The organism is Petrotoga sp. Shatin.DS.tank11.9.2.9.3, from assembly GCF_003665005.1.
GTDB lineage: Bacteria > Thermotogota > Thermotogae > Petrotogales > Petrotogaceae > Petrotoga > Petrotoga mobilis.
Window position 1 is genome coordinate 73835 of sequence record NZ_JGVT01000003.1, and the last position, 26775, is coordinate 100609.

Genomic DNA, 26775 nt, shown 5'->3' on the forward strand with positions numbered 1-26775 from the left:
TTATTCACCTCGAGCAAAAGTTTTAAAAGTTTCATCGAATACTTCTGGGGTATAAATCTGCCAAATCTTCAAATTTTCAATTGCTTGATGGTACCAAAAAGTACGTCCATCTATACATTTAATATTGTTTTCTTTTGCAATCTTTTGGAGAGGGGTATTATTGTAAACAATATCGTAAATTAGAGATAGATTGGAAAGATCGCTAACTTCTAAATTAAATGATTCTCCAAACATTCCAATAGAAGTGGCGTTTATGAAGGTTTTAGAACTAAGGATTATGCTTTGTAGGCGATCAAAAGTTTCTATTTTTATATCTATTTTTGACAAGAAAATCTTTCTTAATTTTTCTGCTTTTTCAACCGTTCGATTTACAAGAAACAACTTTTTTATACCCATTTTGTACAAAGCGTAGATGATGGATTTGCTCGCACCACCCGCTCCAACTAAGACGATCGGTTCTTGCAGCATAGATGATTTTAACGAGTTATAAAAGCCTTTCCAATCTGTGTTGTAACCCTTATTGTTGAAAATACAGTTAACCGCGTTTATTTCTTTGGCTTCTTCTGCTGGTTCGACGTATTTAATCACCTTTTCTTTGAATGGAACCGTAACGTTGAGTCCATCGTAAGAATCAATATTTTTGTTTATTTCATCATCAAAATTATCAGGTGCTATAACAATATCTTCATATACAGCATCGATGTTAGCTTTTTTAAAATATTCATTAAAAACCCTTTTTGATAAGCTTTCTTTGTAGGGGTATTCTAATAATCCGAATTTTTTCATCATATACTCCTTATCTTCTCAAAAATCTCTGTAAATTCCGGGAAAGATATATTCACACATTCAAAATTATCAATTTCTATTGGATTATCTGCGATCAATCCGGCTATAGCAAGTGACATGGCTATTCTATGATCGTTGTAACTTTCACAAGTACAGTTCCCTCGGATTCTTTGGCCTCCGATTATATCAAAACCATCTTCTTTTTCTAAAATATCTATGCCCAATTTTTTTAATTCGCTGGTGATTGCTTTTATTCTGTCTGTTTCTTTGTAACGTAATTCTTTTGCATCTTTTATAGTTGTTTTTCCTTTGGCTTGGGTAGCAGCTATCGCCAATATAGGGATTTCATCGATAATCAAAGGGATCATCTCACCTTTTATTTCAACGCCCTGTAACGAACTACTTTTTACGAGTAAATCCCCAACTGGCTCATTGTTTAATGTTTTTTCGTTGATTATCTTTATATCCGCTCCCATCATCTTCAACACGGATAATATGCCAGTTCTAGTTGGGTTGACTCCCACATTTTTTATCAATAACGTCGAGTTTTTGGTTATAAGGGCAGCAACTATGAAAAAGGATGCGGATGATAGATCACCCGGTACAAAGAACTCCCGACCTTCAAGATTTTTAGTGAGACCTTGGATAACAACGGTTGTATCTTTTTGAGCGATATCAGCACCAAAATATTTTAACATCCTTTCAGTATGATCACGAGATTTGGCGGGTTCTATTACTTGAGTTTCTCCTTTTGCATACAAAGCTGCCAACAAAATTGCAGATTTAACTTGGGCACTTGCAACTGGAGTTTTATAAACAATGGGGGATATATCTTTCGTCCCCAATATTGTGATGGGAGCAAATTCGCCATTTTTCCTGGCAAAAAAACGTCCACCCATTTTACTTAGTGGATCTATGACTCTTTTCATAGGCCTTTCCCTCAAAGAGTCGTCCCCTGTAATTACACTGTAAAAATTTTGAGCCGATAATACACCCATCATTAAGCGCATTGTGGTTCCAGAGTTTTTTGCGTTTAGAACGTTTGATGGTTCAATGAAATTATCTTTTCCCTTACCCTCTACAATTACCTCATCTACGCTAATTTGTTTAATATCGGCGCCTATTGAATTTAATATATTTAAGGTGCTTAAGGTATCTTCAGAAATTAAAAAGTTGTGTATTTTTGTTTCACCTTCAGCAAGAGAACCAATGATTAGCGCCCTATGAGATATTGATTTATCACCTGGTAGGGTGATCTCTGTATTTATATTTTCTGTTGGCGTTACTTTAATTTTCATCTTTTCCTCCCAATATTGAGTTTTTTGCCTTTACAACTCGAATTTACTTATTTTGATCATATCATTTTTTATTTCATTGTATTTATCTTCGATTAAATCTTTCTTGAAGGCAGTTAACTCTTTTTCAAAATTCTCTATGGCACGCAGTATATTCTCTTTGTTTTGTTTGAATATATCGATCCACATTTGGGGATCGCTTTTTGATAACCTTGTTGTGTCTTTAAAACCAGTTCCGACTAATTTTAGATAATTTTCATTATCTTCTTTTAAATTCATCAGAGTTTTTACTAGATAATAAGAAATTATCTGCGGCAGATGACTTGTTGCTGAGAGAATTTCATCGTGAGTTTTAGCATCTATTATTATTGGAATGGCTCCGATTTTTGTGATCAACCTTTCAAACTTATTAAAATATACTTGGTCACAATTAGCACTTTTTATCAATACATATTTTTTGCCTTTGAATAAATTCGCCTTGGCGTCTAATGGACCAGACTTTTCTGATCCTGCCAATGGATGACCTCCTATGAAATTGACCCTTTTGTTTTTAAAAGTATCAAAGAGCTGCATAATTTTATATTTCGTACTACCCACATCGGTTATAACTGTATTTTCTTTTACTAGACTAATTGTATCATGTAAAATACTTTTTATACTTTCTACTGGCGTTGCAAAAATTATTAAATCCGCTTTTGAAATTTCAGATATTTTGGCAGGTTCATCGATGGCTCCTAACTTTAAAGATTCTTTTAAAGAGTTATTATCGATATCGTATCCAAAGATAGTATTTATTTCTTTTGTTTCTTTAAAGGATAGAGCTAGTGAAGTTCCAATTAATCCGGTTCCAATGATCATCGCGGTGTTGAATAACATTAATCGTTCCTCCCAATAACAACGTTGTTTGTGTCTCAGGCTAAGATTTTACTGTCTATTTCTAATAAGGCTTTTATTTGATCCATTAATTCACTGAATTGCTCAAAATTTAGAGATTGCTTACCGTCAGAGAGAGCGTTTTTAGGATCCGGATGGACTTCAATTATTAACCCGTCTGCACCAGCGGCTACAGCGGCTTTTGATAGAGGTGCGACGTATCTCCAATCTCCACTGGCGTGACTTGGGTCGATTATAATAGGTAAATGGCTGTATCTTTTGATTACAGGTATTGCACTGATGTCCAAGGTATTTCTGGTTTCATCAGTAAATGTTCTAATTCCTCTTTCACACAGTATAACTTGGTTGTTCCCTTCAGAAATGATATATTCTGCTGACATTAAAAATTCTTTATATGTAGCTGATAGACCCCTTTTAAGTAAAACTGGCTTGTTGAGCTTACCTACTTCTTTTAAAAGCGCAAAATTTTGCATGTTTCTTGTTCCTATCTGTAAAACATCAGCATATCTTGAAACCAACTCGACCTCTCTGGTATCCATAACTTCTGTAACTATCTTTAGACCAGTTTCTTCACTTACTTCTTTGAGAATTTTTAATCCTTCTTCTTTTAAGCCTTGAAAAGAATATGGAGAAGTTCTTGGTTTATAAGCTCCACCTCTTAGGAATTTAACCCCTTTCTCTTTTAAGAATAGAGCGGTTTCTAAAACCTGTTCTTTACTTTCTACTGCACAAGGTCCAGCAATCGTTAAAAAATTCTCTCCTCCTATTTTTATCCCTCCTATGTCGTATATTGAATCTTTAGATTTGAATGTTCTACTTGCTAATTTGAAAGGTTGAGTTATCTCTACAACCCTTTCAACCCCCGGGAATGTTTCAATGTTGCTTAAAATGTATTCTCTGTCACCTTCCCCTACCACCCCAACAATCGTGTGATTTTCTCCTTTATCAGGATGAGCTTTAAAACCAACTTCTTCCACCTTTTGAATAACATTTTTGATTTCTTCTTCTGTTGCATTTTCCTCCATTACGATTACCATCAGAATTCACCTCCGAATTTTAAAAATATTGTCTTTAGAGATTCTAAAACTTGTTTTAGCGCCCCTTAGCCCCGCAGCCCACCCTGTAAGGAAGGGACCTGCGGTCCCTTAAACCTAGCAATGGCCCACCGATAAGGATAAGGTTTTTATTTCTCATCCCTCGCCTCTGTTGTTTTATTTCTAAAGTACCTATAAAAAAATAGGTGTCTACTAAAAGAGTAGACACCCATTTTGGAATCTTTGTGGACTAAGTTTTTATACGACAAAACAAAGCCACCAAAATGGGTGTCTTGCTAAAATACCAATAATATTTATTTTCATTTTCGATTAAGACCTTTGTAACCATTTGTGCTCTCTCCTCAACTTTTCTTTAAATTTATTTTATCAGGAAAAAATATTTTTGTCAACTAAAAAAGCGAATTTTTCTCTATAATTCAAAATTAATAGGCTTAAAAGTATACACTTCTGTAAAATAGACTAAATGAAAAGGTGCTAAAATTTTTTATGAAGTATAGATTTAAAATGCTTATTTACAAAGTAAATGGAGGTGAATAGTCATGTATTATACTACTATGTTGTTGTTGATACCACCATTGATATTAGCTATCTGGGCTCAAGCAAGAGTTAGTAGCACTTTTAACAAATATTCTCGGGTAAAGGCATCAATTGGAGAGCCAGGCTATATGTTTGCCAGAAGATTACTTGATTCCGTTGGGTTATATGATGTTAAAGTCGAAAGAGTAAGAGGTACTTTGAGTGATCATTATGACCCTACTAACAAAGTTTTGAGACTTTCTGACTCCACTTATAACAGTTCGTCTATAGCGGCATTAGGAGTTGTGGCTCACGAAGCAGGTCATGCTATACAACATGCTAAGGGTTATAAACCTTTAATTCTCAGGAATCTGGCTGTGCCGTTGGCAGGTTTTGGTTCTAATATGGCGTGGATTATATTCTTTATTGGACTTATTTTTTCTACACCTTTCTTACTGAATGCAGGAATTTTCTTGTTCCTTTTCGTGGTTTTATTTTCAGTTATAACGTTACCAGTTGAGTTCAATGCAAGTAGTAGGGCTTTGAAACTTTTACCCGTTATGGGCATGTCTAAAGAAGAAGTATCAGGTGCAAAAAAGGTGTTATCAGCCGCTGCGTTGACCTACGTGGCAGCTGCGTTGATGTCGATCGCTCAACTTTTGAGAATGCTGGTGTTAGCTCGTTCAAGAAATTAAGGTATATCTTCTATGGTTTGCAAAAGATGGATACTGTATGGAAGAGTTCAAGGTGTTGGATTAAGACATTTTTTAAGAGTGCATGGAGTAAGGTTTCAACTTGAAGGGTACGTTAGAAACTTACCCGACGGTTCGGTTGAGGTGGTTGCACAAGGAGAAAAAGAAAAAGTTTTGAAACTAAAAACTATCATCTTACAAGGAAATGGGTTCAGTAGATTAGAAGATGTTCAAGAAGAAGATTTCCCCATAGGGAATTATGGAAGTTTCCATATAGAGTATTAAACCAAAATAGAGGCGAGTAGCCTCTATTTTTTTCACCATACTTTCAAACTTTTAGTAAATCTTTTTATTTCTTTAAGCAACTTACCTTTGTCATCACTGTTTTCATCGATTATTTTTATTAGGGCACTTCCCACAATTATTCCATCGAAGTATTCAATAATATTTTTAGCCTTTGTTGGGCTATCTATTCCAAAACCGATAGCTAAAGGTATATTAACATAATTTCTCACTCTTTGTGAATACTCTTTCAAATGTTCCATAGGTGCTTGACTATCCCCTGTTACCCCCATAATAGATACACAGTACAAAAATCCAGAACATACCTTAGAGATTTCTTTTAGTCGCTCTTCAGAGGTATTTGGAGCAACTAGTAAAATAGGATCGATACCGTTTTCTTTTATTTTTGCGTAAAATTCCTCTTCTTCGTCAAAAGGCAAATCAGGAATTATTACTCCAGAGATGCCTGTATTCAAGGCTTCTGTTATAAAATTGTCGATACCATAATTGAGAATTGAGTTGTAATAACCCATTAAAACGAGTGGACAAGTAACGTCTTCTTTGATTTCATTCAAGGTTTCAAAAATTTTTTTAAGGGTAACCCCATTTTTTAAAGCTTTTTGGCTTGCTTTTTGAATTATTGGTCCATCGGCTAAAGGATCGGAAAAAGGTATTCCTACCTCTATAATATCAACACCATCTTTGTTCAATTCTAATATAATTTCTTTTGTAGCCTCTAAGTTCGGATCTCCGGCTGTTACATAGGTGATTAAAGCCTTGCTATTTTTGAAAACTTCACTTATTTTGCTCATTCTAGTGCCTCCCTACCAAGTTTTATATAAGAATCGACATCTTTGTCTCCTCTTCCAGAAAGATTTATCAGCATGATTTTATCTTTATCAAGTGATGGTGCAATTTTCATAGCGTAAGCGATTGCATGAGAACTTTCAAATGCTGGGATGATTCCCTCCAATTTCGTTAAGAGTTCAAAACCTTCCAACGCTTCTTCATCTGTTATTGATACATACTGAGCTCTTCTTTCATCGTGTAGATAACTATGTTCAGGTCCCACACCCGGATAATCTAAACCTGCAGAAATAGAATATGCAAGTTGAATTTGACCATCATCATCTTGTAAGACGTAAGATTTACTCCCGTGAAGGACGCCTATTTTCCCCGCAGTTAAAGAAGCGGCATGTTGGCCAGTTTCTAATCCTTTTCCTGCAGCTTCCACTCCTATCAATTCAACATCTTTATCTTCTATGAAAGGGTAGAATATACCCATAGCGTTACTACCTCCACCAACACATGCAACTATATAATCAGGCAGCCTTCCTTCTTTTTCTAAGATCTGATTTTTAGATTCATCACCAATAACCCTTTGAAAATCTCTAACTATTTTAGGGTAGGGATGTGGCCCTACAACAGAACCTATAACGTAGTGCGTATTTTCTACGTTTGTAACCCAGTCTCTAATAGCTTCATTTATGGCTTCCTTTAAAGTTTGGCTACCGCTGTATACAGGCACTACTTTTGCTCCCAACATCCTCATTTTGTATACGTTGAGGGCTTGTCTTCTGATATCTTCTGCCCCCATGTAAACTATACATTCCAACCCAAATCTAGCTGCAGCGGTTGCTGTTGCCACACCATGCTGGCCTGCACCAGTCTCTGCTATTATTCTTTTTTTATTCATTCTTTTTGCAAGTAATACTTGCCCCAACGCGTTATTAATTTTGTGCGCCCCCGTATGGTTTAAATCTTCTCTTTTTAGATATATCTTTGGACCATTAAGGTATTCGGTGAATCTTTCAGCAAAATATAAAGGGGTGGGCCTTCCACAGTAATCTTTCAACAAACCTTGGTATTCATTTATAAAATCAGGATCTTTTGAATATTTTTCGTGAGCTTCCTCCAACTCTTCGAGCGCTGGAATCAACGTCTCTGGAACGTATCTACCTCCATACTGACCAAAATAAGCTTTTTTCATAAAATTTCATCCTCCTTTTTTATTTTTTTGCAATTAAAAAGTTTGTTATAGCACCCCTTCGCCCCGCTTCCCACCCTTCTTTAGAAAGGGACCTGCGGTCCCATAAACCCATACATTAAGGGGCTTCGCCCCTTAAGATCCCCAAAACCAAGTTCAAAGTCAAATTCATCTAAAAACACAGTTTGCATAGTGCAGCAAACAAGGGGTAAACCCCTTAAGATCCCCGTGCATCATTTGCTGCGCAAATGAGAATTTGGAAATTATTTCAAAGGAATTATGAACAAGGCGTTTTGCATAAGGCTGCAAAATGCTGCGCAAATGAGAATTTGGAAGTTACTTCTAAAGCTTTATAAAAAACATTTTGCACAAAGCTGCAAAAGGGCTCCGCCCTGTGACCCTTTTAAAATCAAAATCTTGTTTCTAAAACGTACGTTAAAGACCCTTCGCCCCGCTTCCCACCCTTTTAATTTTATTATTTTATTTTGATAGAATTTATCCTATCGATAGTTTCTTTTATTAACCTAATATCTTTTTTACCTGGATACAATTCAACTTTGCTGTTTAGATCAACGGCATTGGGTCTGATTGTTTTTATAGCTTCAACTATGTTTTCTGGGCTCAAACCACCCGCTAAGATGAACGGTTTTTTTATATTAGCTTCTTTTAAAATCTCCCAATTGAAAGTATGCCCTGTACCACCTATCTTTTCACCAATTTTTGTATCAAATAAGAAATAATCCACAAAATCATTGTACTTGGATATTTCTTCCAAAGAGCTCTTATTTTCAATTTTAATAGCTTTTATTGTTTTTAACTTGCAATTTTTAATTATATTTACATCTTCTGATCCGTGAAATTGAACGTAATCAAATACTTTACTTCTTTCAATTTTTTCAATTTCTTCTTTGACAGGATTAACTACCACCGCTACCCTGCTTACAAAGGGTGGTAACTCTTTAGATATTTCAAGAACTTTCGATAATTCAACTTTTCTTGGGCTTTCAGCTAAAATGAAACCTAAAGCATCTACCCCAGCTTTGGATATGTTAATGGCGTCTTCAATGTTTGTGATCCCACAAACTTTTATCCTAATCACTGTAAATTACTCCTTTTTTCTGGAAATAGTTCTCCAATCTTCAAAACAGGATCGTTTTCTTTCATTAGAGCTTCTCCTATTAATACCCCATCTACTTCTAAACTTCTAAGGTAATCGATGTCACTTTTTTCTTTAATCCCGCTTTCTGAAATCACATAAAAATCTCTTCGTTTACCTAATTTTTCAAGTTCTTCAAGTAATTTTTCCGTGTTTCTTAGGCTAACAGAAAAATCATTCAAATCCCTATTATTTATTCCCAAAATTTCAGTTTCGGTGTCTAAAACCTTTGTTAATTCTTGGGGGTTATGAACTTCGACTATGGTTTCTAAACCAATATCTTTTGATATCTTAAGAAAATCAGAGATCTCTTTTTTTGTTAGTATTGAAGCTATGAGTAAAATAACGTTGGCCCCCAGAAATAACGACTGGTAGATCTGTATAGGATCGATTATGAAATCTTTTCTTAAAATAGGAAGGTTTGTTTTGGTTCTTAACTCTTTTAAAATATTTGTACTACCTTGAAAGTATTTTTCATCAGTTAGAATAGAAATAGCATCTGCACTAGCTTTCATATACAACTCTAACTGTCTTTTCGGATCAAAATTTGTTGAAATGATTCCTTTGCTTGGAGAAGCCTTCTTGATTTCCGCTATTAAAGTTAATTTTCCTTTTTGGAAGGAGTCTTTTAAGGAGATTTTCTTTTCTTTTAGCTTTGCTACTTCTTCCTTTTTTGTTTCTACTATTTTTTCTAAATACATCATTTCCTCCTTTATCAGAATTTTTCACTATTTTAGCGCCCCTTCGCCCCGCTGCCCACCCCACCCTTTCAGGAAAGGGCCTGCGGTCCCAGTCCCTCTTTTTCTAAGAAAATCTAAGAAGTTTTTGCTTGTAAAGATAGAAAGTTAGTAAACTCTACCATCTCTTTCAATTTCTTCATTGCTTTTCCACTATCAATTATCTCTTGTGCAAAACTGATACCTTCTTCTAAACTGTTGACTTTGTTTGCCACGTATAACCCAGCTGCCGAATTCAAAACGACCACATCCCTTTTGGGACCCATTTCACCGTTAAATATGTTTAATATTATTCTTTTATTTTCTTCTGCGCTTCCGCCTTGGATCTCTTGTATGCTACATTTTTTCAGCCCTAAATCTTCCGGGGATATTTCTAACTTTTCTATCTTACCTTCATTCAAAAACGCCACTTTATTCTTTCCTGACAGGGAAAATTCATCGATACCTCCCGACCCATGAACAACCATTGCTCTTTTAACTCCCAAGTTATTCAAAACCTCTGCTATAGGGTAAACTAAGTTTGGATCGTATATACCCATTAATTGATATTTTATATTTGCAGGATTTGTCAAGGGCCCTAAGACGTTAAAAATGGTCCTTATTCCTAATTCTTTTCTTGGTACAGCAGCATGTTTAGTAGCTTTATGAAAATCTTGAGCAAAAAGAAAAGCTATATTTATCTCTTTCAAGCATCTTTCAACTGAAGAAGGGGGTAATGATATATTGATTCCAAGAGATTCCAATACATCCGCGCTTCCACTTTTACTTGATACGGATCTGTTACCGTGTTTTGCAACAACAACCCCAGCTGCTGCCAAGATAAAGGCTACAGCGGTAGAAATGTTGAAGGTTCCCTTAGCATCTCCACCTGTTCCACAGGTATCCATAAGTTCGCCGTTTTCAATATAAATTGGTGTAGCTTTTTCTTTCATAACTTTTGCACTTGCTGTGATTTCTTCTACCGTTTCTCCTTTCATATGCAGAGCAACTAAAAAACCAGAAAGTTGACTGTGAGTTACTTTACCTTCCATAATCATCTCCATTGCTTGCTCCATCTCGTCCAAGCTCAAATTTTCACCTTTTACAACTTTTTGAAGATAGTAATTAAACATAGCTGACACCCCTTTCAACTTTAATATTTACAAAATTCTCTATCAATCTCGGTCCCACTGTTGTTAAGATAGATTCTGGATGGAATTGTACCCCATATATTTGGTAACTAATGTGCCTTAAGGCCATGATCTCTCCGTCTTGTGTAGAGGCGGTTATTTTTAATTCTTTCGGGAACATTTCGTTTGACACGATAAGTGAATGGTATCTGGTAGCTTCAAAGGGGCTATCTATACCTTGAAATATATCCTTTTTTTCCTTGATATATATCTTAGAAGTCTTTCCGTGGAATATCTCTTTTGCTCTGACAACCTTTCCATTGAAAGCCTCGGCAATGCACTGATGGCCTAAACAGATCCCGAGAATTGGAATTACTCCTTTGAAGTGTTTAATGATTTCGATGGAAATCCCTGCATCTTTGGGAACACCTGGTCCCGGAGAAATTATTATGTGAGAAGGCTTGAGCATTTCAATATCTTTTACAGTTACTTTGTCGTTTCTATAGACCAAAACATCATTGAACTCACATGCTGTTTGATATATGTTGTAGGTGAATGAGTCGTAATTGTCTATCAAAAGAATCATCTCAACAATCCCCCTTTTCTAAAGATTTGAACATTGCCATTGCCTTGTTGACTGTTTCATAATACTCATTTTCAGCAATCGAATAAGACACTATACCAGCACCAGCTTGTATCCTTACTTCATTTTCTTTGCACACCATCGTCCTTATTGCAATACTTGTATCTAAATTTCCTTTTGTATCAATGTATCCAACTACACCGGCATAGATTTCTCTTGGTTCGTCTTCCAATTCATCAATTATTTCAATTGCCCTAATCTTTGGAGCTCCTGATACGGTCCCGGCTGGGAACAAAGATTTCAATACATCAAGTGAGTTTAAATAATTCTTTTTTAAACCTTCAACTTGCGAATAGATGTGCATCACATGTGAATATTTTTCAATTCCAAAAAATTTTGTAACCTTAACACTTCCTTCTTTACATACCCTGCCTAAATCGTTCCTTGCAAGATCAACAAGCATTATGTGTTCCGCCCTTTCTTTCTCATCACTTAAGAGTTCTTTTTCTATGGCTTCATCTGCTTGGGGAGTTTCTCCCCTCTTTCTTGTACCAGCAAGGGGCCTGGTGATTACTCTTTGGCCTTCAACTTTTACTAGCATTTCTGGAGAAGAGCCAATAATGGTTGCTTCTGGAAAATTAAGATAAAACATGTAAGGTGAAGGGTTTATCTTTCTTAGATTTTCATATATTTCAAAAGGATGTTGCGTTATTTTGCAAGAAAACCTTTGAGATATGACGATTTGAAAAGCCTCACCAGCGTTTATATAATTTTTTGTTTTTTCTACTTTTTCGACGAATTCTTCTTTACTTGTGTGGTGTTTGATCTTCAATTTGACTTGATCATTGTTTCTTTCTTCTTCCTTTTGAGTAGAGGCTTTTTCCAAATCTTTTAATATCTGATGATTTTCATGTTTAGCCAAAGAAATTCGACTTTCTATATCTTCTTCTGATTTGCTTTCCACAACATTAACCAAATATCCCAATTTTTCATTTTGATCTAATATCAATGAGATTCTTGGAAACACTAAGATAGATAGTGGTAAATCTCCATGTTTGAGATCTTTATCCATTTCATTATGGTATATATCTTCCCAAATAGAAATAATCTCATAACCGAAGTATCCAACAAAACTTGCAAATAAATCTGGGATATTTAGAATACTTTCATACTGAATGCTTTCTAACTGTTCCTTTAAAAAAGATACGTAATCTGTACTTTCATCAAAAAAAGTTTTACCGTTTTCAAAAAAATGGAGTCTTGTCTTCTTCTTGGTTGTATAATTTAATTTCGCGACTTTTAATGGAGTGATTCCTATTAAGGAATACTTTTTTTCGTTGATCGAAAGATTTTCTAATATAAACGAATATTGATTATTTAAAGCAATTTTTTTATAAACTACTGTTGGATCAGGATTTTCCAGGCTTATTTTTTCTATAACTGGTAAAATTGTTTGATTTATTACAGACCTTTTAGTATACATATTCCCCTCCTTCTCGGCATTAATTTTTGCTTAGTTTGTGCTTTTTAAAAAAATAAAAGGAGGTCCTTTTATCCCTTTTTTAATAGGAAAAAGACCTCCTTAATTAAAAAAGGGCATCCCTGAAGGGATGCCCTTTGATTACTTTTTAGGCAGATTCACACAGGCATCCCTATCCGAGATGCCACCACCAATTAATTATATTTATTGTATTGTTTTTTAACTTGGGTGATTTAAAAAAAAGCTTTTCTTGATCAAACATGCTATTACCCCGTTAATATCAATTTAATTTTAGTATAACATAATTTTTTAACCTTGTCAAGTTTCCTTCCACTTTAGCTTTTTCTCTGTCTCTTTTTGCTATCTCTTCTAATGTGTTAAACATTTTTGGCACCTCCATTTCTTTTAGCTCTTCGTAACCGGTTTGTTAGATCCATTGGCGATGCCTATTTATAGTATGTCTGAACTTTTTATGGAGAAGTCTTTGCCTATTAGTTCAGTTTGTTCACGTTTTAAATCTGTCTCTTTTATTTGTTTTGTGATCTCTTTTGGTAGAAAGGCTTTTAGGAAGTCATAGAATACGGTTCTGTCTTCAAATAATTCTTTGAATAGGGAGTCTTTTTAATTATACCATATGTTTTTGAAGGTGTGTTATCTTATCATATAACTCTCTTATAATGAATTTTATAGCGCCCTTCCCCCGCTCCCCACCCGTGTGGAAGAGGGACCTGCGGTCCCTTTAACCCTGTTTTTCACACATAAGGAAAAGGATCTTTATTAGCACCCTTCTCCGGCTCCCCACCCGTGTGGAAGAGGGACCTGTGGCCCCTTTCCCCACTTTTCAACCATAAGGAAATGGGCCTGTTCCTTTTTACCCCGCGGCCCACCCGTTTTAGGAAGAAAAAGTAGGCAAGTTGGGTTTTAAAGTTTCGCGTTTTAAAATAAGAAAGGTAATGGTATAATAGGGTTGATTGAAAAACGTTTGGGAGAGAAGAAGTGTTCATTCATAGAGGTATATATTAAGTAGTTCAAATATAAGTCCTAAGATGAAATTTGATAGGGTGCTACGTAAAAACATTTCATAAAAAGCTCATACCGTTAACCTACAAGTTAAAAAAATATTAGTTTGTGTCATTGAGGAGGGTAATATAAAGATATATTTTTAACAATATTTAATATATTATACCATCAATTGATGGTATAATATGAGTGTAGGAGTTATAAAATGGTTGAATTTTTTCTAGAATTATTGAAACAATTTATCAATAATAATCAATTACAGCTCGTGAAAAGGGTGAAAAATACTGAGTTTCTAACCAAGGTCGGGTGGACTGAGGAAGACGTTCATGATTTTTTACTTAACGAATTAACAAAAGATGATTTTATATATGATAGTGTAGAAAAAGACTTTAATTTTCCCGAAGGAACCGTTTATATTTTTAAAAAACAAATTCGTGTTGAGGATGAAGTGTATCAAATTTATATTAAAATTAAATACGTTGAAAAAGAAGATTACATGGTACTTTTGTCTTTTCACGAGTCAGAGGAGGGCGAAGGAAATGTATGAATTGAAAAAACCAAAAGAAAGGTTGTTCTGTGAGCAATGTGGAAAATTGGTGGGATATAAAACAATAAAAAAGAAAGAGAATTATAACGTTAAGAATTACCCTATTGAAGTCGAACGTACTGTTGCTATATGTGAAGAATGTGGGGCTGAGTTACTTGAACCCTATTATGAGAATGAGAATTTAAAAGCAGCATACAGAAAATATGCTGAGTTGAATAATTTGGTGTTACCTGAAGAGATCAAGGAAATTAGAAGTAAGTATAATGTCTCTCAGACACTATTTGCCTTGATTTTAGGTTTAGGAGAAGCTACTATACAACGTTATGAGATGGGTTCATTACCAACCAAAGTTAATAGCGATTTGATCAAGAGAGTTTCCGAACCGATTGAATTTTATAAGATTTTAAAAAGTAACAAAGATAATATTCCTGATATCGAGTATAAGAGGATCTTAGGAAACATTCAGAGAATTCTTAAAGAGTTTGAAAATAAACTTGAAGTTCAGGAATTGGAAAAAATTTTGTATATTAAACATCCTGAAATAGACATTGAAAAAATGAAAGGCTTAATAGCTGGATTATTTTATTATTCAAATAAATATCATCACAAGGATTTTTTATACAAAACCGTCTTTTTTAAATTGCTATGGTTAGTGGAAAAGGAATCTAAAAAAAGCCTTGGCAGGCAAATTGCTAATTTGAAATTCATTCATTATAATTATGGTCCGATTCCTAAAGGAGCAAAAAATGAAGAGGGCGTTCTTTTAGATTATTTGATAAAGACAAATTTAATAAGAATGAATATCGATTTTTCTAAAAAGTTTTTGCAAGAGACGTATAAGATTGGTTTGGTGGATCAAACTCCTTTAAGGAATTTAACAGATGAAGAAAGAAAGATTGTAGAAAAGATTGTTAAAAAGTATGGAGGATTGAGTGCTAGCGAATTAGTTGAAGTATCACATAATGACGTGGCTTATAAAAGTTCAAATTATGATGAAGAGATAGTGATTTAGGGTCAAACTTTTTATGGATAATTCTGATCTATAACAATATACCACCTTATCACACAAATGCTGTACAACGAGTTTTATAGCGCCCCTTCGCCCCGCAGCCCGCCCGTGTGGAAAAGATCTTTATTAGCGCCCTTCCCCCGCTCCCCACCCGTGTGGAAGAGGGACCTGCGGTCCCTTTAACCCTGTTTTTCACACATAAGGAAAAGGATCTTTATTAGCGTTCTTTTACCTCGCAGCCCGGTCCATAGTTAGCCCTTATGCTTCACAATCTAAGTTTTTTATCCTTTGGGGGGATGTACTATGATTAATCGATTTTAAAATATCTTTATAGTAAAAATTTAATTAAAAAGTCTATTTTTTATTATATCTTGGTATAATATACTATGAAGCTGATTAAATATATATCTAAATTCAACGGAGGTAATAAAATAGTGAAGTTTAAAATAGTAGTTGACAGTTGTTGTGATTTAACAAAAGAAATTAAAGAAAGATTTGATATATCGACAGTTCCATTATTTATTGATATTGGTGATCAACATTTTATAGATGATGAGAATCTAGACCGTGAAAAACTACTGGAGGCAATGAGAAACTCTACCGAAGTTCCTAAAACCGCCAGTCCAGGGCCTAAGCCATTTCTAAATTTATACGAGAAATATGAAAATGCCTTTGTAGTTACCTTATCTAAGGAGTTAAGTTCGAGTTATCAGAATGCGGTTCTCGCTAAGAATATTTTATTGGAAGAAGCTAAAGACAAATTCGTGAAAGTATTCAATTCTTTTAGCGCTTCTGTCGGTGAAACAATGATTGCTTACAAAATTGGTGAATTAATTGAAGCAAAACTCGGTAGGGACGAAATAATAAATAAAGCAGAAAAATATATAGAAGAGATGAAGACCTTATTTGTGCTTGATTCGCTAGATAACCTTATCAAGGCAGGGCGTATGGGTAAGTTGAAAGGTGAATTTGCATCTTTATTGAATATAAAACCTATTCTGGCTGGTACTAGAGAAGGTACTATAACTTTATTGGATAAAGCGCGAGGAAGCAAAAATGCGATTAAAAAGCTAATTGATAAAATAGGAGAAGTAGGGAATAATTTGAAAGATAAAGTTTTAGGAATTGCTCACTGCAATGCTCTCGAGAGAGCTGAGTATATCAAAAAAGAAGCAGCTAAAAGATATAATTTTAGAGATATAATTATTGTGGAAACTGCAGGGATAAGTACTGTTTATGCTAATGAAGGCGGAGTTATACTTGCTTTTTAAAGTGAATTAAATTTTGGAAAATCCCCGCCATTATAGGCGGGGATAATATATAAAAAGTTTTTTGCATTTATCTTTGTATTATACAGCAAGAATGAATGCAAATGAAATTTTCTTTCGGTTCTAGATAAGAGATTTTTGATTATGAACTATAAGGGGTTTTCTTCGGCATAAAAGGCTGCAGATGCTGCCCCTAGAATACCCGCATCTTCCACTAAAGATGATTGTTCTATTGTATAAGTATCTGCGAAACTGCTCATAACATATTTTTTTGTCATTTCTCTTAATGGAACAAAAAGAGCATCACCGGCTCTGCTTAATCCCCCGCCGATTATAATTTTTTCTGGGTTAAAGGCATGAACATATCCTCCAATAGCCCTAGCGAGGGCATCGATGGCAAAGTTACAAACTACACTGGCAAGAGGATCATTTTTTTCATAAGCTTGAAAAACATGTTTTGATTCAATCTTTTCTTTTTTTCCGGCTAATTTTAAAACAAGGCTATCTGGGTACCTATCTATCAAATTTTTGGCTTCTAATGCTATATATTTCGCAGAAGAAGTAGCTTCTACACATCCCCTATTACCGCAACCGCATTGTGGACCATTTGGTACAACTACAACATGTCCTAATTCTGGAGCTAGACCGTCTTTACCTGTTAAAAATGTGTTGTTACAAACCACTCCGGAACCTATGCCTGTTCCTATGGTTAAAGCGATGAAATCGTGCAAACCCTTTGCTTTACCAAAATACCATTCACCAAGTGCAAAGGCATTGGCATCGTTTTCTAAAAAGACGTCAACGTTTATATTTTCTTTTATCAAGCGAACCAATTCAAAATTTCGCCAGTTTGGAAAATTTGGGGAAAATCTCACAATTCCATTTTTTCTATCTATAGAACCTGGTGAACCTATTCCAATTGCTGAAAATTCAGTGTTTTCCGTTAAATCTTTCACGGTTTTTGTTATATTAGCTATTACTTGGGCATTTCCCATTTCAACTTCTGTAGGTCTAGAAATCTTTTTAATTATTCCTTTTTTTTCATCGACTAATCCGGCTTTTATCTCAGTGCCTCCCAAATCGATTCCTACTACCAACATTGTCATCACTCCTTGAAGTGTATTTGCTGTCTTCTACTATATTTGCTCCCCTCCGCCCAGCAGCCCACCCTTGGACATTAAGGGGCTTCGCCCCTTAAAATCCTCAAAATCAAAGTTTATTTTAAAAAAAGCTTTTTGCACACGGCTGCAAAATATATTATAATTAGTTTATCAATCTATTATATCAAAAGTTAAATTAATTATTTAAAAAAAAGATGAAGTTCTACTAAATCTATTTTTTAAAATACAAAAAATAATAAAGGGTGAAGAAAATGGTCTATGCAATTATAGTAGCAGCTGGAGAAGGAAAAAGAGCGGGATTTGAAATTCCAAAACAATTTGTAAAATTAAATAACAAAACCATATTGAGAATGTCCGCTGAAAAATTCCAGAATTCAACATCAATAGATAAGTTTCTCGTCGTATCTCACAGAAACTACGTGGATTTAACAGAAAAAGAAGTTAAAATCTTTTCAAAATTTGAGAATGTGGTAATTGGCGGGAGCAGTAGACAAGAAAGCGTTTATAACGCCCTGTTGTATTTGAGTAAAAAAGATAATAAGCCTGATTTAGTTTGCATTCATGATGCCGTAAGACCTTTCGTTGATATTAAGAAAATAGATGAAAGCATCTACAAGGCCAAAGAAATAGGAGGGGCTGTTTTGGCAGAAATGGCAGAAAACACGGTTTCTCAAGTCAATAACGGTCGGATTTTAAAAACTTTAGAAAGATCCCAGATTTATCTGCATCATACCCCTCAAACTTTCGATTTTGCTAAATTACTTAAAGCTTATCAAAATGCCGAAAAGATCTTATCTTCTTTCACAGATGATGCATCTATATTTATTCATGCTGGTTATGAAACAGCGATTGTGGAAGATTACAAAAATAACATCAAACTTACAAAAAAAGAGGATTTTGAACTAGCCAGATGCATGTTTAAATGAATCTCTTAGTCTAAAAATGTCTCAAAAACCTTGATTCCAACATCTATTACCTCATCGGGTGGTAAAAATTCAGGGTTATGTAGACCGTGGTGTTCTCCTTTAGAACTTCCTAACCAACACATTAGTGCGGGATATTTTTTTGATATGAAGCCAAAATCCTCACCCGTCATTTTTAAGCCACAGTCAACAAAATTAAACGTTTTTGAGAGTTTAGGAATAAATTTGTCGTATAGCAATGAATCGTTGACGACTTCCGAATAGAAAGACCCTTTGCTTAACGAATAATCAACCCCTGTCATGGTCTTTATCCCTGACAATATATTTTTCATATCTTCGAAATATTTTAGGCTATTTTCAGAATCGACACCTCTTATACTCCCCTCAACATGGGAGTTCCCTGGTAGAATGTTGATCGCGCTACCTGCACTTACTTTACCAACGCCGATTACAAAAGGTTCCATGGGATTTTTTGGAAGTTTATCAAGCACATCTAAAAATATGCGAAGGGCGTTCAACGCATTTTTAGATTGATGGGGAAAGGCAAGATGTGAAGAAACCCCTTCAAAATCCACAAAGAACTCAAGGGCTGAAGCAAAAAGCGTACCACGCGTTGAGGCTATGGTCCCCACAGGGAACTCATCGTTGACATGTAGTGCAAAAGCCGCTTTTATATTGTACTTATCCAATATTCCACTTTCGATAACCCTTTGGGCTCCACCCTTTGATTCTTCTGCAGGTTGAAATAAAAAAACTATATTTTTATTTACTTTATTTTTTATCACGTTGAGAAAAAAACCATACAAAATAGCGGTATGAACGTCATGACCACATGCGTGCATGTATTCATTTTTTGATTTGAAATCAACTTTAGTCTTTTCTTTTATATTTAAAGCATCGATATCTGCCCTAAAAAGAAGATACTCATCACCACTGCCACCGTTATACTCAACAATTAGTCCCGTTTTTAGAGGTCTGTATACGTTAATGTCAAGGTTGTAAAAGGTGGCGGCTTCTTTTATGGTTTTTTCCAATAATTCGGTAGTTTGATACTCTTCAAGAGATAATTCCGGATTCTCATGTATTTTATGTCTCAATTCATAAGGTGAAAGGATCATTTTAAAACCTTCTCTAATTTTGTCAACATCTTTTCGATGTCGTTATATTCAATATTTAAAGGAGGCAATAGACGAATCACACTGTTATGAAGTACATTCAACAAAAGACCCTCTTGTAGACCTTTTACCCTCATTTGAGGGTCCTCTTCTTTTAACTCTATGCCAATCATCAAACCTTTGCCTCGAACTTCTTTTACTTTTTCGAAATTTTTCTCTTTTAAATATTGCATTATGTAATTTCCTTTTTCTTCAACATCCTTCAGAAGAGAGGGGATGTTTTCCACAATGAATTTAGCTCCCGCAAGGGCAACAGGATTTGGAGCAAACGTTGAACCGTGTTCTCCTTTTTCAAAAGCCTGAGAAATATTTTCAAGAAATAACGTACCTCCCAAAGGCAAACCACCGCCTATGGATTTACCGATGGTTATAATATTTGGATATAGCCCAAAATGCTGGTATGAAAAAATTTTTCCCGTTCGCCCAAGACCAGCTTGAACCTCATCGCAGACTAAAATAAAATTGTATTTCCTTTTTAAGTCCTCTATCAAAGATGCGAATTCTGGTTTGATTGATACTATTCCTCCTGATCCCAGAATCGGTTCTACAAAAACAGCCAACGTTTCTTCTCCAAATAGATCGAAGTATCTACGTAAATCCTCTACATCGTTGTACTTTAGTTCTATCGTGTTGGGAAGCAAAGGTTCAAACGGTTCTCTTAAGTCTTTAAAACCGTTAATAGAAAGTGCGCCTAAAGTTCTACCGTGAAAACCGTTCTCGAAAAAAACGATCTTATTTCTTTTATCTGTTGCTCTTTTTTTAATGGCTTTTAAAGCAGCTTCAGTAGCCTCTGCTCCCGAATTACTGAAGTAAACGGTGCCATTTTTCCCAGTGAAATTGACTAGTTTTTCTGATACGAAAATTGCATCTTCATCGAGGAAAAAATTAGAAGTGTGCATATATCTATCCATCTTTTCCTTCAACGCTTTTAACAAAGATGGGTGAGAATGCCCAAAACTCATTACTCCTATACCAGAAAATGTGTCCAGAAACGCTTCCCCTGTTTTATCGTAAATGTAACAACCTTCCGCTCTATCAATTTTTATTGGAAACGGGTTGAATACTTGTAATAGGCTCATAAATCAAACTCCTTTGCTAAATTTTCAACAGCTTTTTGCTTATACTCTTTTGGAATCAAACATGAAATTTTTATTTCCGAAGTAGTCACCAAAAAGATAGGGATATCTTCAATAGCTTTAAAAAATCGGGAAGCCACTCCTCTTGCCTTCCTCATACCAATTCCGACTACTGATATTTTGACTAAGTCATTTTTAAAATCAATAAAATTCTCATGATCATTTTTAAGAGAATCACTTAAAACTTCTCGAAAATTATCGATTACGCTATCTACGATACTGAAAGAGATATCAGCTTTTTCATTATTTTTTATTATTGATATCATATCAATGTTTAAATTTTTGTTGGCAGCGATTTCAAAAATTTTATTAATAAAAAAGTGATCCGTCGGAAGATTTAAAATAGTGACTTGGGTTTGATTTTCAGCCACACTTAAGCCTGTTACAACAGGTTCTTCTAAATATTCGTTGTAATTATCCACTACGTAACTTCCCTCCTCATCTGAAAAAGACGATGCACAGTATAACTCCACATTAAACTTTTTAGCGATTTCTACAGACCTTGGGTGCAACACTTTTGCTCCTAAAGCTGCCATTTCTAGCATTTCATCGTAAGTAACGTATTTTAATTTTTTTGCATTAGGATAAATCTTTGGATCGATTGTATAAATGCCGGCAAAATTACTGTATATCTCACACTTGACTTTTAAAGAAGCGGCTAAAGCAACAGCAGAAGTATCAGAACCTCCTCTTCCTAAGGTTGTCAAATCTCCTTCTTCTGTAATACCTTGAAACCCTGTGATAACTAAAACATCGTTGTTTGCAAGGTTTTTGTGAATTACCTCTTTGTTTATCGCTCTGATCTGAGCCTCATTGTAATCAGAAGTGGTTAATAATCCTAATTGAAAGGCATTCATGGATTTTGATCTGACACCTCTATCGTTCAATATCATAGACAACAAAGAGGCACTGATCTGTTCTCCAGTAGCTAAAAGCATATCCAATTCTCTTGGATTAGGGTTCTTAACTGTTTCTTTAGCTAATGCAATCAATCTATTCGTGGTCTCTCCTCTTGCAGAAACCACAACTAATACTTTAAACCCTTCATCTACCTTGTTACATATTCTCTTGGCAACGTTGTTCAACCTTTCAGAATCCGCAAGAGAACTTCCTCCATATTTTTGAACTATCAACTGCATAATTAATCCACCCCGGTAAATTTGATATGAACAAATTATTTCAAATTTCTAAGTCCTTCTACAAGTTGCGTTTTGGCTTTTGTTTTCTCGTCAACCTTCTTAATGAATTTTGCAGGGACTCCGGCTACCACAGAGTAAGGTTCGACATCAGAAATTACAACAGAGCCAGCTCCGACTATTGATCCCTGACCTACTTTCACTCCTTCTAATACCACTGCGTTAGCTCCAATGAGAACATTATCCTCGATCACCACTGGTTGAGCGCTTGGGGGTTCTATGACCCCTGCTATAACTGCTCCTGCCCCAATATGGCAATTTTTACCTATTTGAGCCCTTCCTCCTATAACGACGTTCATATCTATCATGGTGTTTTCTTTAATGCAAGCTCCTATATTGATAACGGCACCCATCATAATAACACAACCGTCGCCTATCTCCACAAGATCCCTTATTATGGCACCTGGTTCTATTCTTGCATTGTATTTAGATAAATCTGCCAAAGGAATGGCAGAATTTTTTCTATCCCTTTCTATTCTGTAATTAATTATATAATCTTTATTATTCTCATAAATTGTTTTGAAATCTTCTTCTTCACAAAACAAGATTCCGAATTCATCGTTACCGTAAAATTCTACATTGGGAAAATCTATTTCTTTGAGGTTACCTTTAATGTAGACCTTTAAAGGATTCTTTTTCTTTGAATTTGCTATTAAATTTATTATTTCTTCGGTGTTCATGATGACCTCCTATTAACTGTTTTAACGCCCTTTCACCCCGCTCCCCACCCGTTTTAAGGAAGGGACCTGCGGTTCCCTTAGACCTGGAGGGGGAGGGCTCCGCCCTGTGACCCTTTTAAAACATTTTCTTGTAAGTTTTGCTTAATCTTTATTTGCGCCCCTTCGCCCCGCAGCCCGCCCATTTTAAGGAAGGGACCTGCGGTCCCTTAGACCCATACGTTAAGGGGCGAGCCCCTTAAGATCCCCAAGTTCAAAATCAAACTTCATTATAAAAAAACTTTTTGCACAAAGCTGCAAAAGGGCTTAATCCGCTTAAATTACGTCGGTAAAGGTGAAATACCCATTCTTTTTATTGATTACAAACTCTGCGGACTTAAGGACCCCTTCTGCGAAGGCTCTTCTTGATAAAGCCCTATGAGAAATACTGAGAACTTCGCCCAAGTTCGCCATGTACAATACATGATCCCCTGCTACATTTCCCAATCTTAATGAGCTTATAGGTACATCTTTATCCAAGCTTTCTTTTATCATCTTGGCTGTTCCAGAAGGCTTATCTTTTTTAAATCTATGGTGTGTTTCTATTATCTCAACATCCCATCCATCGATTTTATCTTTCAAAAAGTCCACCATCTTTAGAAACAATTGTATGCCGATCGAAAAGTTGTAGCTTTGAACTACAGGTACATCTTTAGCTAAAGCCTTTAAAGACTCAATCTGCTCATCTTGAAGCCCTGTTGTTCCAATGATCAATGGAACGTTAAATTTTTTCACATAATCTTCAGTTTTTTCAAAAACTTCAGGAAGTGAAAAATCGATAATAAGTTGGGGAGTTTCTTGAAAATACTCACCATCTTTATCGTATCCCCAAACAAATTCATGGTTCTTCTCCTCAAAGAGGTCTTTTATTTCTTTTCCCATTCGTCCTTTGTATCCTACTATGCCTATCTTCATAGTAAATTCAACCTTTCCATCTCTTCTTTTAGAAGTTTCTCTGTTTCTTGACTTGCTTTCACCAACGGCAATCTCACGACATTTTCGCATAAGCCCAGTAAAGAAACGGCATATTTGACAGGAATGGGGTTGACCTCTTTGAATAAAAGTTTGTTGAGTTTCATAAATTGATTATTTAATTTTCTAGCCTTTTCTAAATCGTTGTTAAGAATGCTATGGGTTAATTCAACGAAAGGTCGTGGGGCAACGTTGGACGTAACTGAAATAAGTCCATGTCCGCCTAAACTCATTATAGGAAGGACTTGATCGTCGTTTCCTGAAAACACCTTAAGAGAATCCGGTTTTATAGAAAATAATTCTCCTATTTGAGATATATTACCGCTAGCTTCTTTCACTCCAATAACGTTTTTACAGTTTTCGTGGATAGAAACGACTGTTTCTGGGAGTATATTCATGCCGGTTCTTGAAGGTACGTTGTACATTATTATTGGTAAAGTTGTTCTTTCAGAGATGTACTTAAAATACTCTACCAATCCTTTTTGCGTACTTTTATTGTAATAAGGGGTAACGATTAATAAACCATCTGCACCAGCACTTTCAGCTACTTTATTGTTTTTCAAAACATGATTCACGTTGTTTGTTCCCGTTCCCACAATAACGGGAATTTTCTTATTGACAATTTCTACTACCGTGTTGACTATTTTTTCTCTTTCTTCCTCTTCAATAGCAGGTGCTTCTCCAGTAGTTCCTAAAACTATTAAACTGTCAACACCGTTATCAAGTTGATATTTAACAAAAGATCTTAGTGAATTATAATCGACGTTCAATTCTTTGTCGAAAGGTGTGATCATTGCTGTTCCAAGACCATTAAACATTGAGAATTCCTCCTTCTTAAAAGTTTTATTTCAAAGTTGCAAAGTAATCATCCAACGTTTCGGCTCTTCTTATCATCTTGAATTCTCCGTCTTTGGTGAACAAATATTCAGCGGATCTTAATTTTCCGTTATAGTTATATCCCATGGAGTATCCATGAGCACCTACATCATGAAAAACTAAGACGTCTCCACGTTTTAATTCTGGTAATAATCGATCTGTTGCCAGTTTGTCGTTATTTTCGCATAACGATCCTACTACATCGTATAACTCTGTTTTTTCGTCAGAGTTTTTATTTAAAACCGTTATATGATGATAAGCCTTGTACATAGCGGGTCTCAATAAGTTTGCAGAGTTAGCGTCAATTCCAGCGTATTTTTTGTAGGACTCTTTTATATGCAAGACTTTTGTTATTAAGTAGCCATTAGGTCCAGTGATGTATCTTCCGTGCTCCATATATATTTTTGGAGGTTTTAGTCCATTTTCCAGTAAAATATCCTCATACATTTTTTTTATTTGACGTGATATGTAGTATATATCAAGTTCCGTTTCTTCGGGTTTATAAGGTATACCAAAACCGCCTCCGAGATTTATGAATTCAAAATCTATTCCTAATTTCTTATGAACTTCCACAGCGGTTTCAAAAAGAAATTGGGCGACTTTTATTATATTTTGAGGGTTCAATTCATTTGAAATCAACATCGCATGCAGTCCGAATCTTTTAACCCCATAATCTTTGAGCCTCGCGAATCCGTTTATTAGATCCTTTTTAGGTACTCCGAATTTTGATTCCTTTAAATTCCCTATTATCTCGTTTCCAAAATCCCCGCCTGGATTGTATCTGATGGACACCAAATCAGGCAACATATATTTTTCTTTTAATAAATCTATATGGCTTACATCGTCAAGATTCAAAATGGCGTTTAAAGATAAAGCCTTTTCATACTCTTGCAAAGGGGTATCGTTGGATGTAAATAGGATCTCGTTATTCACAAATCCACTTTTTTCTGCTGCCACCAGTTCTGCCATTGAGCTGCAATCTACTCCACAACCTTCTTCTTTTGTGATCTTTAATATATGGGGATTAGGGGTTGCCTTCACGGCGAAAAACTCTTTGAAATCAGCCCAAGAAAAGGCATCTTTTAAGGTTCTTATTCTATTTCTTATACCTTTTTCATCGTAGAGATAAAAAGGTGTTTGTACGCTCTTTAATAGATTATTTAACTCTTTCTCTGAAAAGGGAAGTTCTTTTTTCAAACCCCGCACCTCAATTCAATTCTCTGTGTTTTTGAAGTATTCTAATTGCATTGGTAGCAGCACCAACTCTTATATTATCCGCTATAACCCACATCAAAAAGGTTTTTTCTTCGATCTTTCTTATTCTAGAGACAAATGTAATATCACTTCCCGCAACTTCTATGGGAGTAATTTTTTCATCGTTGTACTCGACGTTTGGAGTCGATTCAACCAATTTCATAATCTCATCAACAGAAGAATCCAACTTCGTTCTGAAGAAAACCGATTCGGAATGACCGTAGAGTACAGGCACTCTAACGGTTGTAGGGAATACTTTAATTTCTTTGTCAGAAAAAATTTTTCTAGTTTCGTTTATCATCTTTTCTTCTTCAAAAGTAAGCCCGTTTTCCTTTTTTTCACCAATCAATGGTATAACGTTGTTCTTTATGACCTTTGGAAAATGTTTCACTTCATTTATCCCTTTTTCTTGGTTTAAAAGCTCGATTATGCCCTTATTTCCAGCGCCAGAAACCGCCTGATATGTAGAGACAACTATTTCTTTTAAACCTAAATCACGATGTATGCCGTTAAGGGCTAATACCATTTGAATGGTTGAACAGTTAGGGTTTGCAATTATTCCTCTGTAATTTTTCAACAACTCTGCATTAACCTCTGGAACGACAAGGGGAATCTTTTCGTCCATCCTAAATTGTGAAGAATTGTCTATAACGACATTCCCTGATTCTTGCGCTATGGGGGCGAACCTTTTTGACACCGAGGCACCAGCCGAGAAAAAAAGGTAATCAAACTTCTCCTTCATACTCTCTTCTTGCAACTTTTCCACGGTGTATCTTTTAGAACCTACTTTGATCTCTTGCCCTTGAGACCTTTCCGATGCAAACAACCGTAATTCGGAAATTTCGTTAATTAGTTTGTATTCTTCAAATAGCTTCAAAAATGTTCTTCCTACCTCACCGGTAGCTCCGACAACTCCAACTTTCAAAAAAAGCACCTCCAAAATCAAAAAACCTCTCACTGTGGAGAGGTCTTAATAATAAGAAAATATAT

The 26775-nt window shown here is 35.3% G+C and carries 26 protein-coding genes and 1 pseudogene; 6 read left to right on the plus strand and 21 right to left on the minus strand.

Annotation, left to right across the window (positions count from 1 at the left end; genetic code table 11):
• The 4 genes from BZ25_RS02130 to aroF are packed head-to-tail and all read right to left on the minus strand — an operon-like array spanning position 1 to position 4012.
• Positions 1 to 786: a shikimate dehydrogenase gene (locus BZ25_RS02130; protein WP_121514788.1), complete on the minus strand. Its 786-nt coding sequence runs from the start codon at positions 784 to 786 to the stop codon at positions 1 to 3.
• The gene (gene aroA, locus BZ25_RS02135; RefSeq protein ID WP_121514787.1) at positions 786 to 2084 is read right to left on the minus strand and encodes a 3-phosphoshikimate 1-carboxyvinyltransferase; all 1299 of its coding nucleotides are present in this window, start codon (positions 2082 to 2084) and stop codon (positions 786 to 788) included. Before aroA ends, BZ25_RS02130 begins: the two co-directional genes overlap by 1 nt.
• A 30-nt stretch (positions 2085 to 2114) precedes the next feature.
• Positions 2115 to 2957: a prephenate dehydrogenase/arogenate dehydrogenase family protein gene (locus BZ25_RS02140; RefSeq protein ID WP_121514786.1), complete on the minus strand. Its 843-nt coding sequence runs from the start codon at positions 2955 to 2957 to the stop codon at positions 2115 to 2117.
• Positions 2958 to 2992: 35 nt separating this feature from the next.
• Positions 2993 to 4012, minus strand: coding sequence for a 3-deoxy-7-phosphoheptulonate synthase (gene aroF, locus BZ25_RS02145; protein WP_121514785.1), 1020 nt, complete (start codon positions 4010 to 4012; stop codon positions 2993 to 2995).
• A gap of 557 nt (positions 4013 to 4569) precedes the next feature.
• On the opposite strand from aroF, the gene BZ25_RS02150 reads away from it, so the two are divergent.
• Both BZ25_RS02150 and BZ25_RS02155 read left to right on the plus strand, forming a co-directional pair.
• Positions 4570 to 5241, plus strand: a complete 672-nt coding sequence (locus BZ25_RS02150) for a zinc metallopeptidase (protein ID WP_012209022.1) — start codon at positions 4570 to 4572, stop codon at positions 5239 to 5241.
• A 12-nt stretch (positions 5242 to 5253) separates the two neighbouring features.
• A complete protein-coding gene (locus BZ25_RS02155; RefSeq protein ID WP_121514784.1) occupies positions 5254 to 5523 on the plus strand; it encodes an acylphosphatase in 270 nt (89 codons plus the stop codon).
• Positions 5524 to 5555: 32 nt separating this feature from the next.
• Here the strand turns inward: BZ25_RS02155 and trpA are convergent, their stop codons facing one another.
• The 8 genes and pseudogenes from trpA to BZ25_RS10430 all read right to left on the minus strand — a co-directional run.
• Complete coding sequence (gene trpA / locus BZ25_RS02160) at positions 5556 to 6332, minus strand: tryptophan synthase subunit alpha (protein WP_121514783.1); 777 nt, start codon at positions 6330 to 6332, stop codon at positions 5556 to 5558.
• Positions 6329 to 7510, minus strand: a complete 1182-nt coding sequence (gene trpB, locus BZ25_RS02165) for a tryptophan synthase subunit beta (RefSeq protein ID WP_121514782.1) — start codon at positions 7508 to 7510, stop codon at positions 6329 to 6331. Before trpB ends, trpA begins: the two co-directional genes overlap by 4 nt.
• A 472-nt stretch (positions 7511 to 7982) precedes the next feature.
• The gene (locus tag BZ25_RS02170) at positions 7983 to 8606 is read right to left on the minus strand and encodes a phosphoribosylanthranilate isomerase (protein WP_012209026.1); all 624 of its coding nucleotides are present in this window, start codon (positions 8604 to 8606) and stop codon (positions 7983 to 7985) included.
• Positions 8603 to 9364: an indole-3-glycerol phosphate synthase TrpC gene (gene trpC, locus BZ25_RS02175; protein ID WP_121567230.1), complete on the minus strand. Its 762-nt coding sequence runs from the start codon at positions 9362 to 9364 to the stop codon at positions 8603 to 8605. The genes BZ25_RS02170 and trpC overlap by 4 nt, the downstream gene beginning before the upstream one ends.
• A 113-nt stretch (positions 9365 to 9477) precedes the next feature.
• A complete protein-coding gene (gene trpD, locus BZ25_RS02180; protein WP_121567231.1) occupies positions 9478 to 10512 on the minus strand; it encodes an anthranilate phosphoribosyltransferase in 1035 nt (344 codons plus the stop codon).
• Positions 10505 to 11095: an aminodeoxychorismate/anthranilate synthase component II gene (locus BZ25_RS02185; protein WP_199676831.1), complete on the minus strand. Its 591-nt coding sequence runs from the start codon at positions 11093 to 11095 to the stop codon at positions 10505 to 10507. The genes trpD and BZ25_RS02185 overlap by 8 nt, the downstream gene beginning before the upstream one ends.
• Position 11096: 1 nt before the next feature.
• Positions 11097 to 12575 carry an anthranilate synthase component I family protein gene (locus tag BZ25_RS02190; protein WP_121567233.1) on the minus strand — a complete coding sequence of 493 codons (1479 nt, stop codon included), beginning with the start codon at positions 12573 to 12575 and terminating at the stop codon, positions 11097 to 11099.
• 447 nt (positions 12576 to 13022) lie between these two features.
• Positions 13023 to 13178 (minus strand): annotated as a pseudogene (locus BZ25_RS10430) (Rpn family recombination-promoting nuclease/putative transposase); the annotation flags it as partial.
• Positions 13179 to 13797: 619 nt separating this feature from the next.
• Here BZ25_RS10430 and BZ25_RS02200 point away from each other — a divergent pair.
• From BZ25_RS02200 to BZ25_RS02210, 3 genes are all read left to right on the plus strand, one after another.
• Positions 13798 to 14139, plus strand: coding sequence for a type II toxin-antitoxin system MqsR family toxin (locus BZ25_RS02200; protein ID WP_103064890.1), 342 nt, complete (start codon positions 13798 to 13800; stop codon positions 14137 to 14139).
• Positions 14132 to 15151, plus strand: coding sequence for a type II TA system antitoxin MqsA family protein (locus BZ25_RS02205; RefSeq protein WP_012209031.1), 1020 nt, complete (start codon positions 14132 to 14134; stop codon positions 15149 to 15151). Before BZ25_RS02200 ends, BZ25_RS02205 begins: the two co-directional genes overlap by 8 nt.
• Positions 15152 to 15582: 431 nt before the next feature.
• Complete coding sequence (locus BZ25_RS02210; protein WP_103064856.1) at positions 15583 to 16419, plus strand: DegV family protein; 837 nt, start codon at positions 15583 to 15585, stop codon at positions 16417 to 16419.
• Positions 16420 to 16565: 146 nt separating this feature from the next.
• On the opposite strand, the gene BZ25_RS02215 is transcribed toward BZ25_RS02210, so the two are convergent.
• Complete coding sequence (locus BZ25_RS02215) at positions 16566 to 17516, minus strand: ROK family protein (protein WP_103064857.1); 951 nt, start codon at positions 17514 to 17516, stop codon at positions 16566 to 16568.
• 272 nt (positions 17517 to 17788) lie between these two features.
• Between BZ25_RS02215 and ispD the strand changes: the two genes are divergently transcribed.
• Complete coding sequence (gene ispD / locus BZ25_RS02220) at positions 17789 to 18463, plus strand: 2-C-methyl-D-erythritol 4-phosphate cytidylyltransferase (RefSeq protein WP_121567234.1); 675 nt, start codon at positions 17789 to 17791, stop codon at positions 18461 to 18463.
• 5 nt (positions 18464 to 18468) lie between these two features.
• On the opposite strand, the gene BZ25_RS02225 is transcribed toward ispD, so the two are convergent.
• The 8 genes from BZ25_RS02225 to BZ25_RS02260 all read right to left on the minus strand — a co-directional run bounded on the left by BZ25_RS02225 (position 18469) and on the right by BZ25_RS02260 (position 26710).
• A complete protein-coding gene (locus BZ25_RS02225) occupies positions 18469 to 19578 on the minus strand; it encodes an amidohydrolase (RefSeq protein WP_121567235.1) in 1110 nt (369 codons plus the stop codon).
• On the minus strand, positions 19575 to 20714 hold the full coding sequence (locus tag BZ25_RS02230) for an aspartate aminotransferase family protein (RefSeq protein WP_121567236.1): 1140 nt from the start codon (positions 20712 to 20714) through the stop codon (positions 19575 to 19577). Before BZ25_RS02230 ends, BZ25_RS02225 begins: the two co-directional genes overlap by 4 nt.
• Positions 20711 to 21910 carry an aspartate kinase gene (locus tag BZ25_RS02235; RefSeq protein ID WP_121567237.1) on the minus strand — a complete coding sequence of 400 codons (1200 nt, stop codon included), beginning with the start codon at positions 21908 to 21910 and terminating at the stop codon, positions 20711 to 20713. Before BZ25_RS02235 ends, BZ25_RS02230 begins: the two co-directional genes overlap by 4 nt.
• A 35-nt stretch (positions 21911 to 21945) precedes the next feature.
• A complete protein-coding gene (gene dapD, locus BZ25_RS02240; protein ID WP_121567238.1) occupies positions 21946 to 22647 on the minus strand; it encodes a 2,3,4,5-tetrahydropyridine-2,6-dicarboxylate N-acetyltransferase in 702 nt (233 codons plus the stop codon).
• A 312-nt stretch (positions 22648 to 22959) separates the two neighbouring features.
• On the minus strand, positions 22960 to 23598 hold the full coding sequence (locus BZ25_RS02245) for a 4-hydroxy-tetrahydrodipicolinate reductase (RefSeq protein ID WP_121567239.1): 639 nt from the start codon (positions 23596 to 23598) through the stop codon (positions 22960 to 22962).
• Positions 23595 to 24473, minus strand: coding sequence for a 4-hydroxy-tetrahydrodipicolinate synthase (dapA, locus tag BZ25_RS02250; protein ID WP_121567240.1), 879 nt, complete (start codon positions 24471 to 24473; stop codon positions 23595 to 23597). The genes BZ25_RS02245 and dapA overlap by 4 nt, the downstream gene beginning before the upstream one ends.
• Before the next feature lie 25 nt (positions 24474 to 24498).
• The gene (lysA, locus tag BZ25_RS02255; protein WP_121567241.1) at positions 24499 to 25737 is read right to left on the minus strand and encodes a diaminopimelate decarboxylase; all 1239 of its coding nucleotides are present in this window, start codon (positions 25735 to 25737) and stop codon (positions 24499 to 24501) included.
• Position 25738: 1 nt separating this feature from the next.
• Positions 25739 to 26710 (minus strand): aspartate-semialdehyde dehydrogenase, encoded by a 972-nt coding sequence (locus tag BZ25_RS02260; RefSeq protein WP_121567242.1) that lies wholly within the window; start codon positions 26708 to 26710, stop codon positions 25739 to 25741.
• Positions 26711 to 26775: the final 65 nt, after the last annotated feature.

Excerpts from the sequence above, each read along its gene's own strand:
- BZ25_RS02130 (WP_121514788.1), bottom strand. The coding sequence starts at position 786 with ATGAAAAAATTCGGATTATTAGAATACCCCTACAAAGAAAGCTTATCA.
- aroA (WP_121514787.1), bottom strand. The coding sequence starts at position 2,084 with ATGAAAATTAAAGTAACGCCAACAGAAAATATAAATACAGAGATCACC.
- BZ25_RS02140 (WP_121514786.1), bottom strand. The coding sequence starts at position 2,957 with ATGTTATTCAACACCGCGATGATCATTGGAACCGGATTAATTGGAACT.
- aroF (WP_121514785.1), bottom strand. The coding sequence starts at position 4,012 with ATGGTAATCGTAATGGAGGAAAATGCAACAGAAGAAGAAATCAAAAAT.
- BZ25_RS02150 (WP_012209022.1), top strand. The coding sequence starts at position 4,570 with ATGTATTATACTACTATGTTGTTGTTGATACCACCATTGATATTAGCT.
- BZ25_RS02155 (WP_121514784.1), top strand. The coding sequence starts at position 5,254 with ATGGTTTGCAAAAGATGGATACTGTATGGAAGAGTTCAAGGTGTTGGA.
- trpA (WP_121514783.1), bottom strand. The coding sequence starts at position 6,332 with ATGAGCAAAATAAGTGAAGTTTTCAAAAATAGCAAGGCTTTAATCACC.
- trpB (WP_121514782.1), bottom strand. The coding sequence starts at position 7,510 with ATGAAAAAAGCTTATTTTGGTCAGTATGGAGGTAGATACGTTCCAGAG.
- trpC (WP_121567230.1), bottom strand. The coding sequence starts at position 9,364 with ATGTATTTAGAAAAAATAGTAGAAACAAAAAAGGAAGAAGTAGCAAAG.
- trpD (WP_121567231.1), bottom strand. The coding sequence starts at position 10,512 with ATGTTTAATTACTATCTTCAAAAAGTTGTAAAAGGTGAAAATTTGAGC.
- BZ25_RS02185 (WP_199676831.1), bottom strand. The coding sequence starts at position 11,095 with ATGATTCTTTTGATAGACAATTACGACTCATTCACCTACAACATATAT.
- BZ25_RS02190 (WP_121567233.1), bottom strand. The coding sequence starts at position 12,575 with ATGTATACTAAAAGGTCTGTAATAAATCAAACAATTTTACCAGTTATA.
- BZ25_RS02200 (WP_103064890.1), top strand. The coding sequence starts at position 13,798 with ATGGTTGAATTTTTTCTAGAATTATTGAAACAATTTATCAATAATAAT.
- BZ25_RS02205 (WP_012209031.1), top strand. The coding sequence starts at position 14,132 with ATGTATGAATTGAAAAAACCAAAAGAAAGGTTGTTCTGTGAGCAATGT.
- BZ25_RS02215 (WP_103064857.1), bottom strand. The coding sequence starts at position 17,516 with ATGTTGGTAGTAGGAATCGATTTGGGAGGCACTGAGATAAAAGCCGGA.
- ispD (WP_121567234.1), top strand. The coding sequence starts at position 17,789 with ATGGTCTATGCAATTATAGTAGCAGCTGGAGAAGGAAAAAGAGCGGGA.
- BZ25_RS02225 (WP_121567235.1), bottom strand. The coding sequence starts at position 19,578 with ATGATCCTTTCACCTTATGAATTGAGACATAAAATACATGAGAATCCG.
- BZ25_RS02230 (WP_121567236.1), bottom strand. The coding sequence starts at position 20,714 with ATGAGCCTATTACAAGTATTCAACCCGTTTCCAATAAAAATTGATAGA.
- BZ25_RS02235 (WP_121567237.1), bottom strand. The coding sequence starts at position 21,910 with ATGCAGTTGATAGTTCAAAAATATGGAGGAAGTTCTCTTGCGGATTCT.
- dapD (WP_121567238.1), bottom strand. The coding sequence starts at position 22,647 with ATGAACACCGAAGAAATAATAAATTTAATAGCAAATTCAAAGAAAAAG.
- BZ25_RS02245 (WP_121567239.1), bottom strand. The coding sequence starts at position 23,598 with ATGAAGATAGGCATAGTAGGATACAAAGGACGAATGGGAAAAGAAATA.
- dapA (WP_121567240.1), bottom strand. The coding sequence starts at position 24,473 with ATGTTTAATGGTCTTGGAACAGCAATGATCACACCTTTCGACAAAGAA.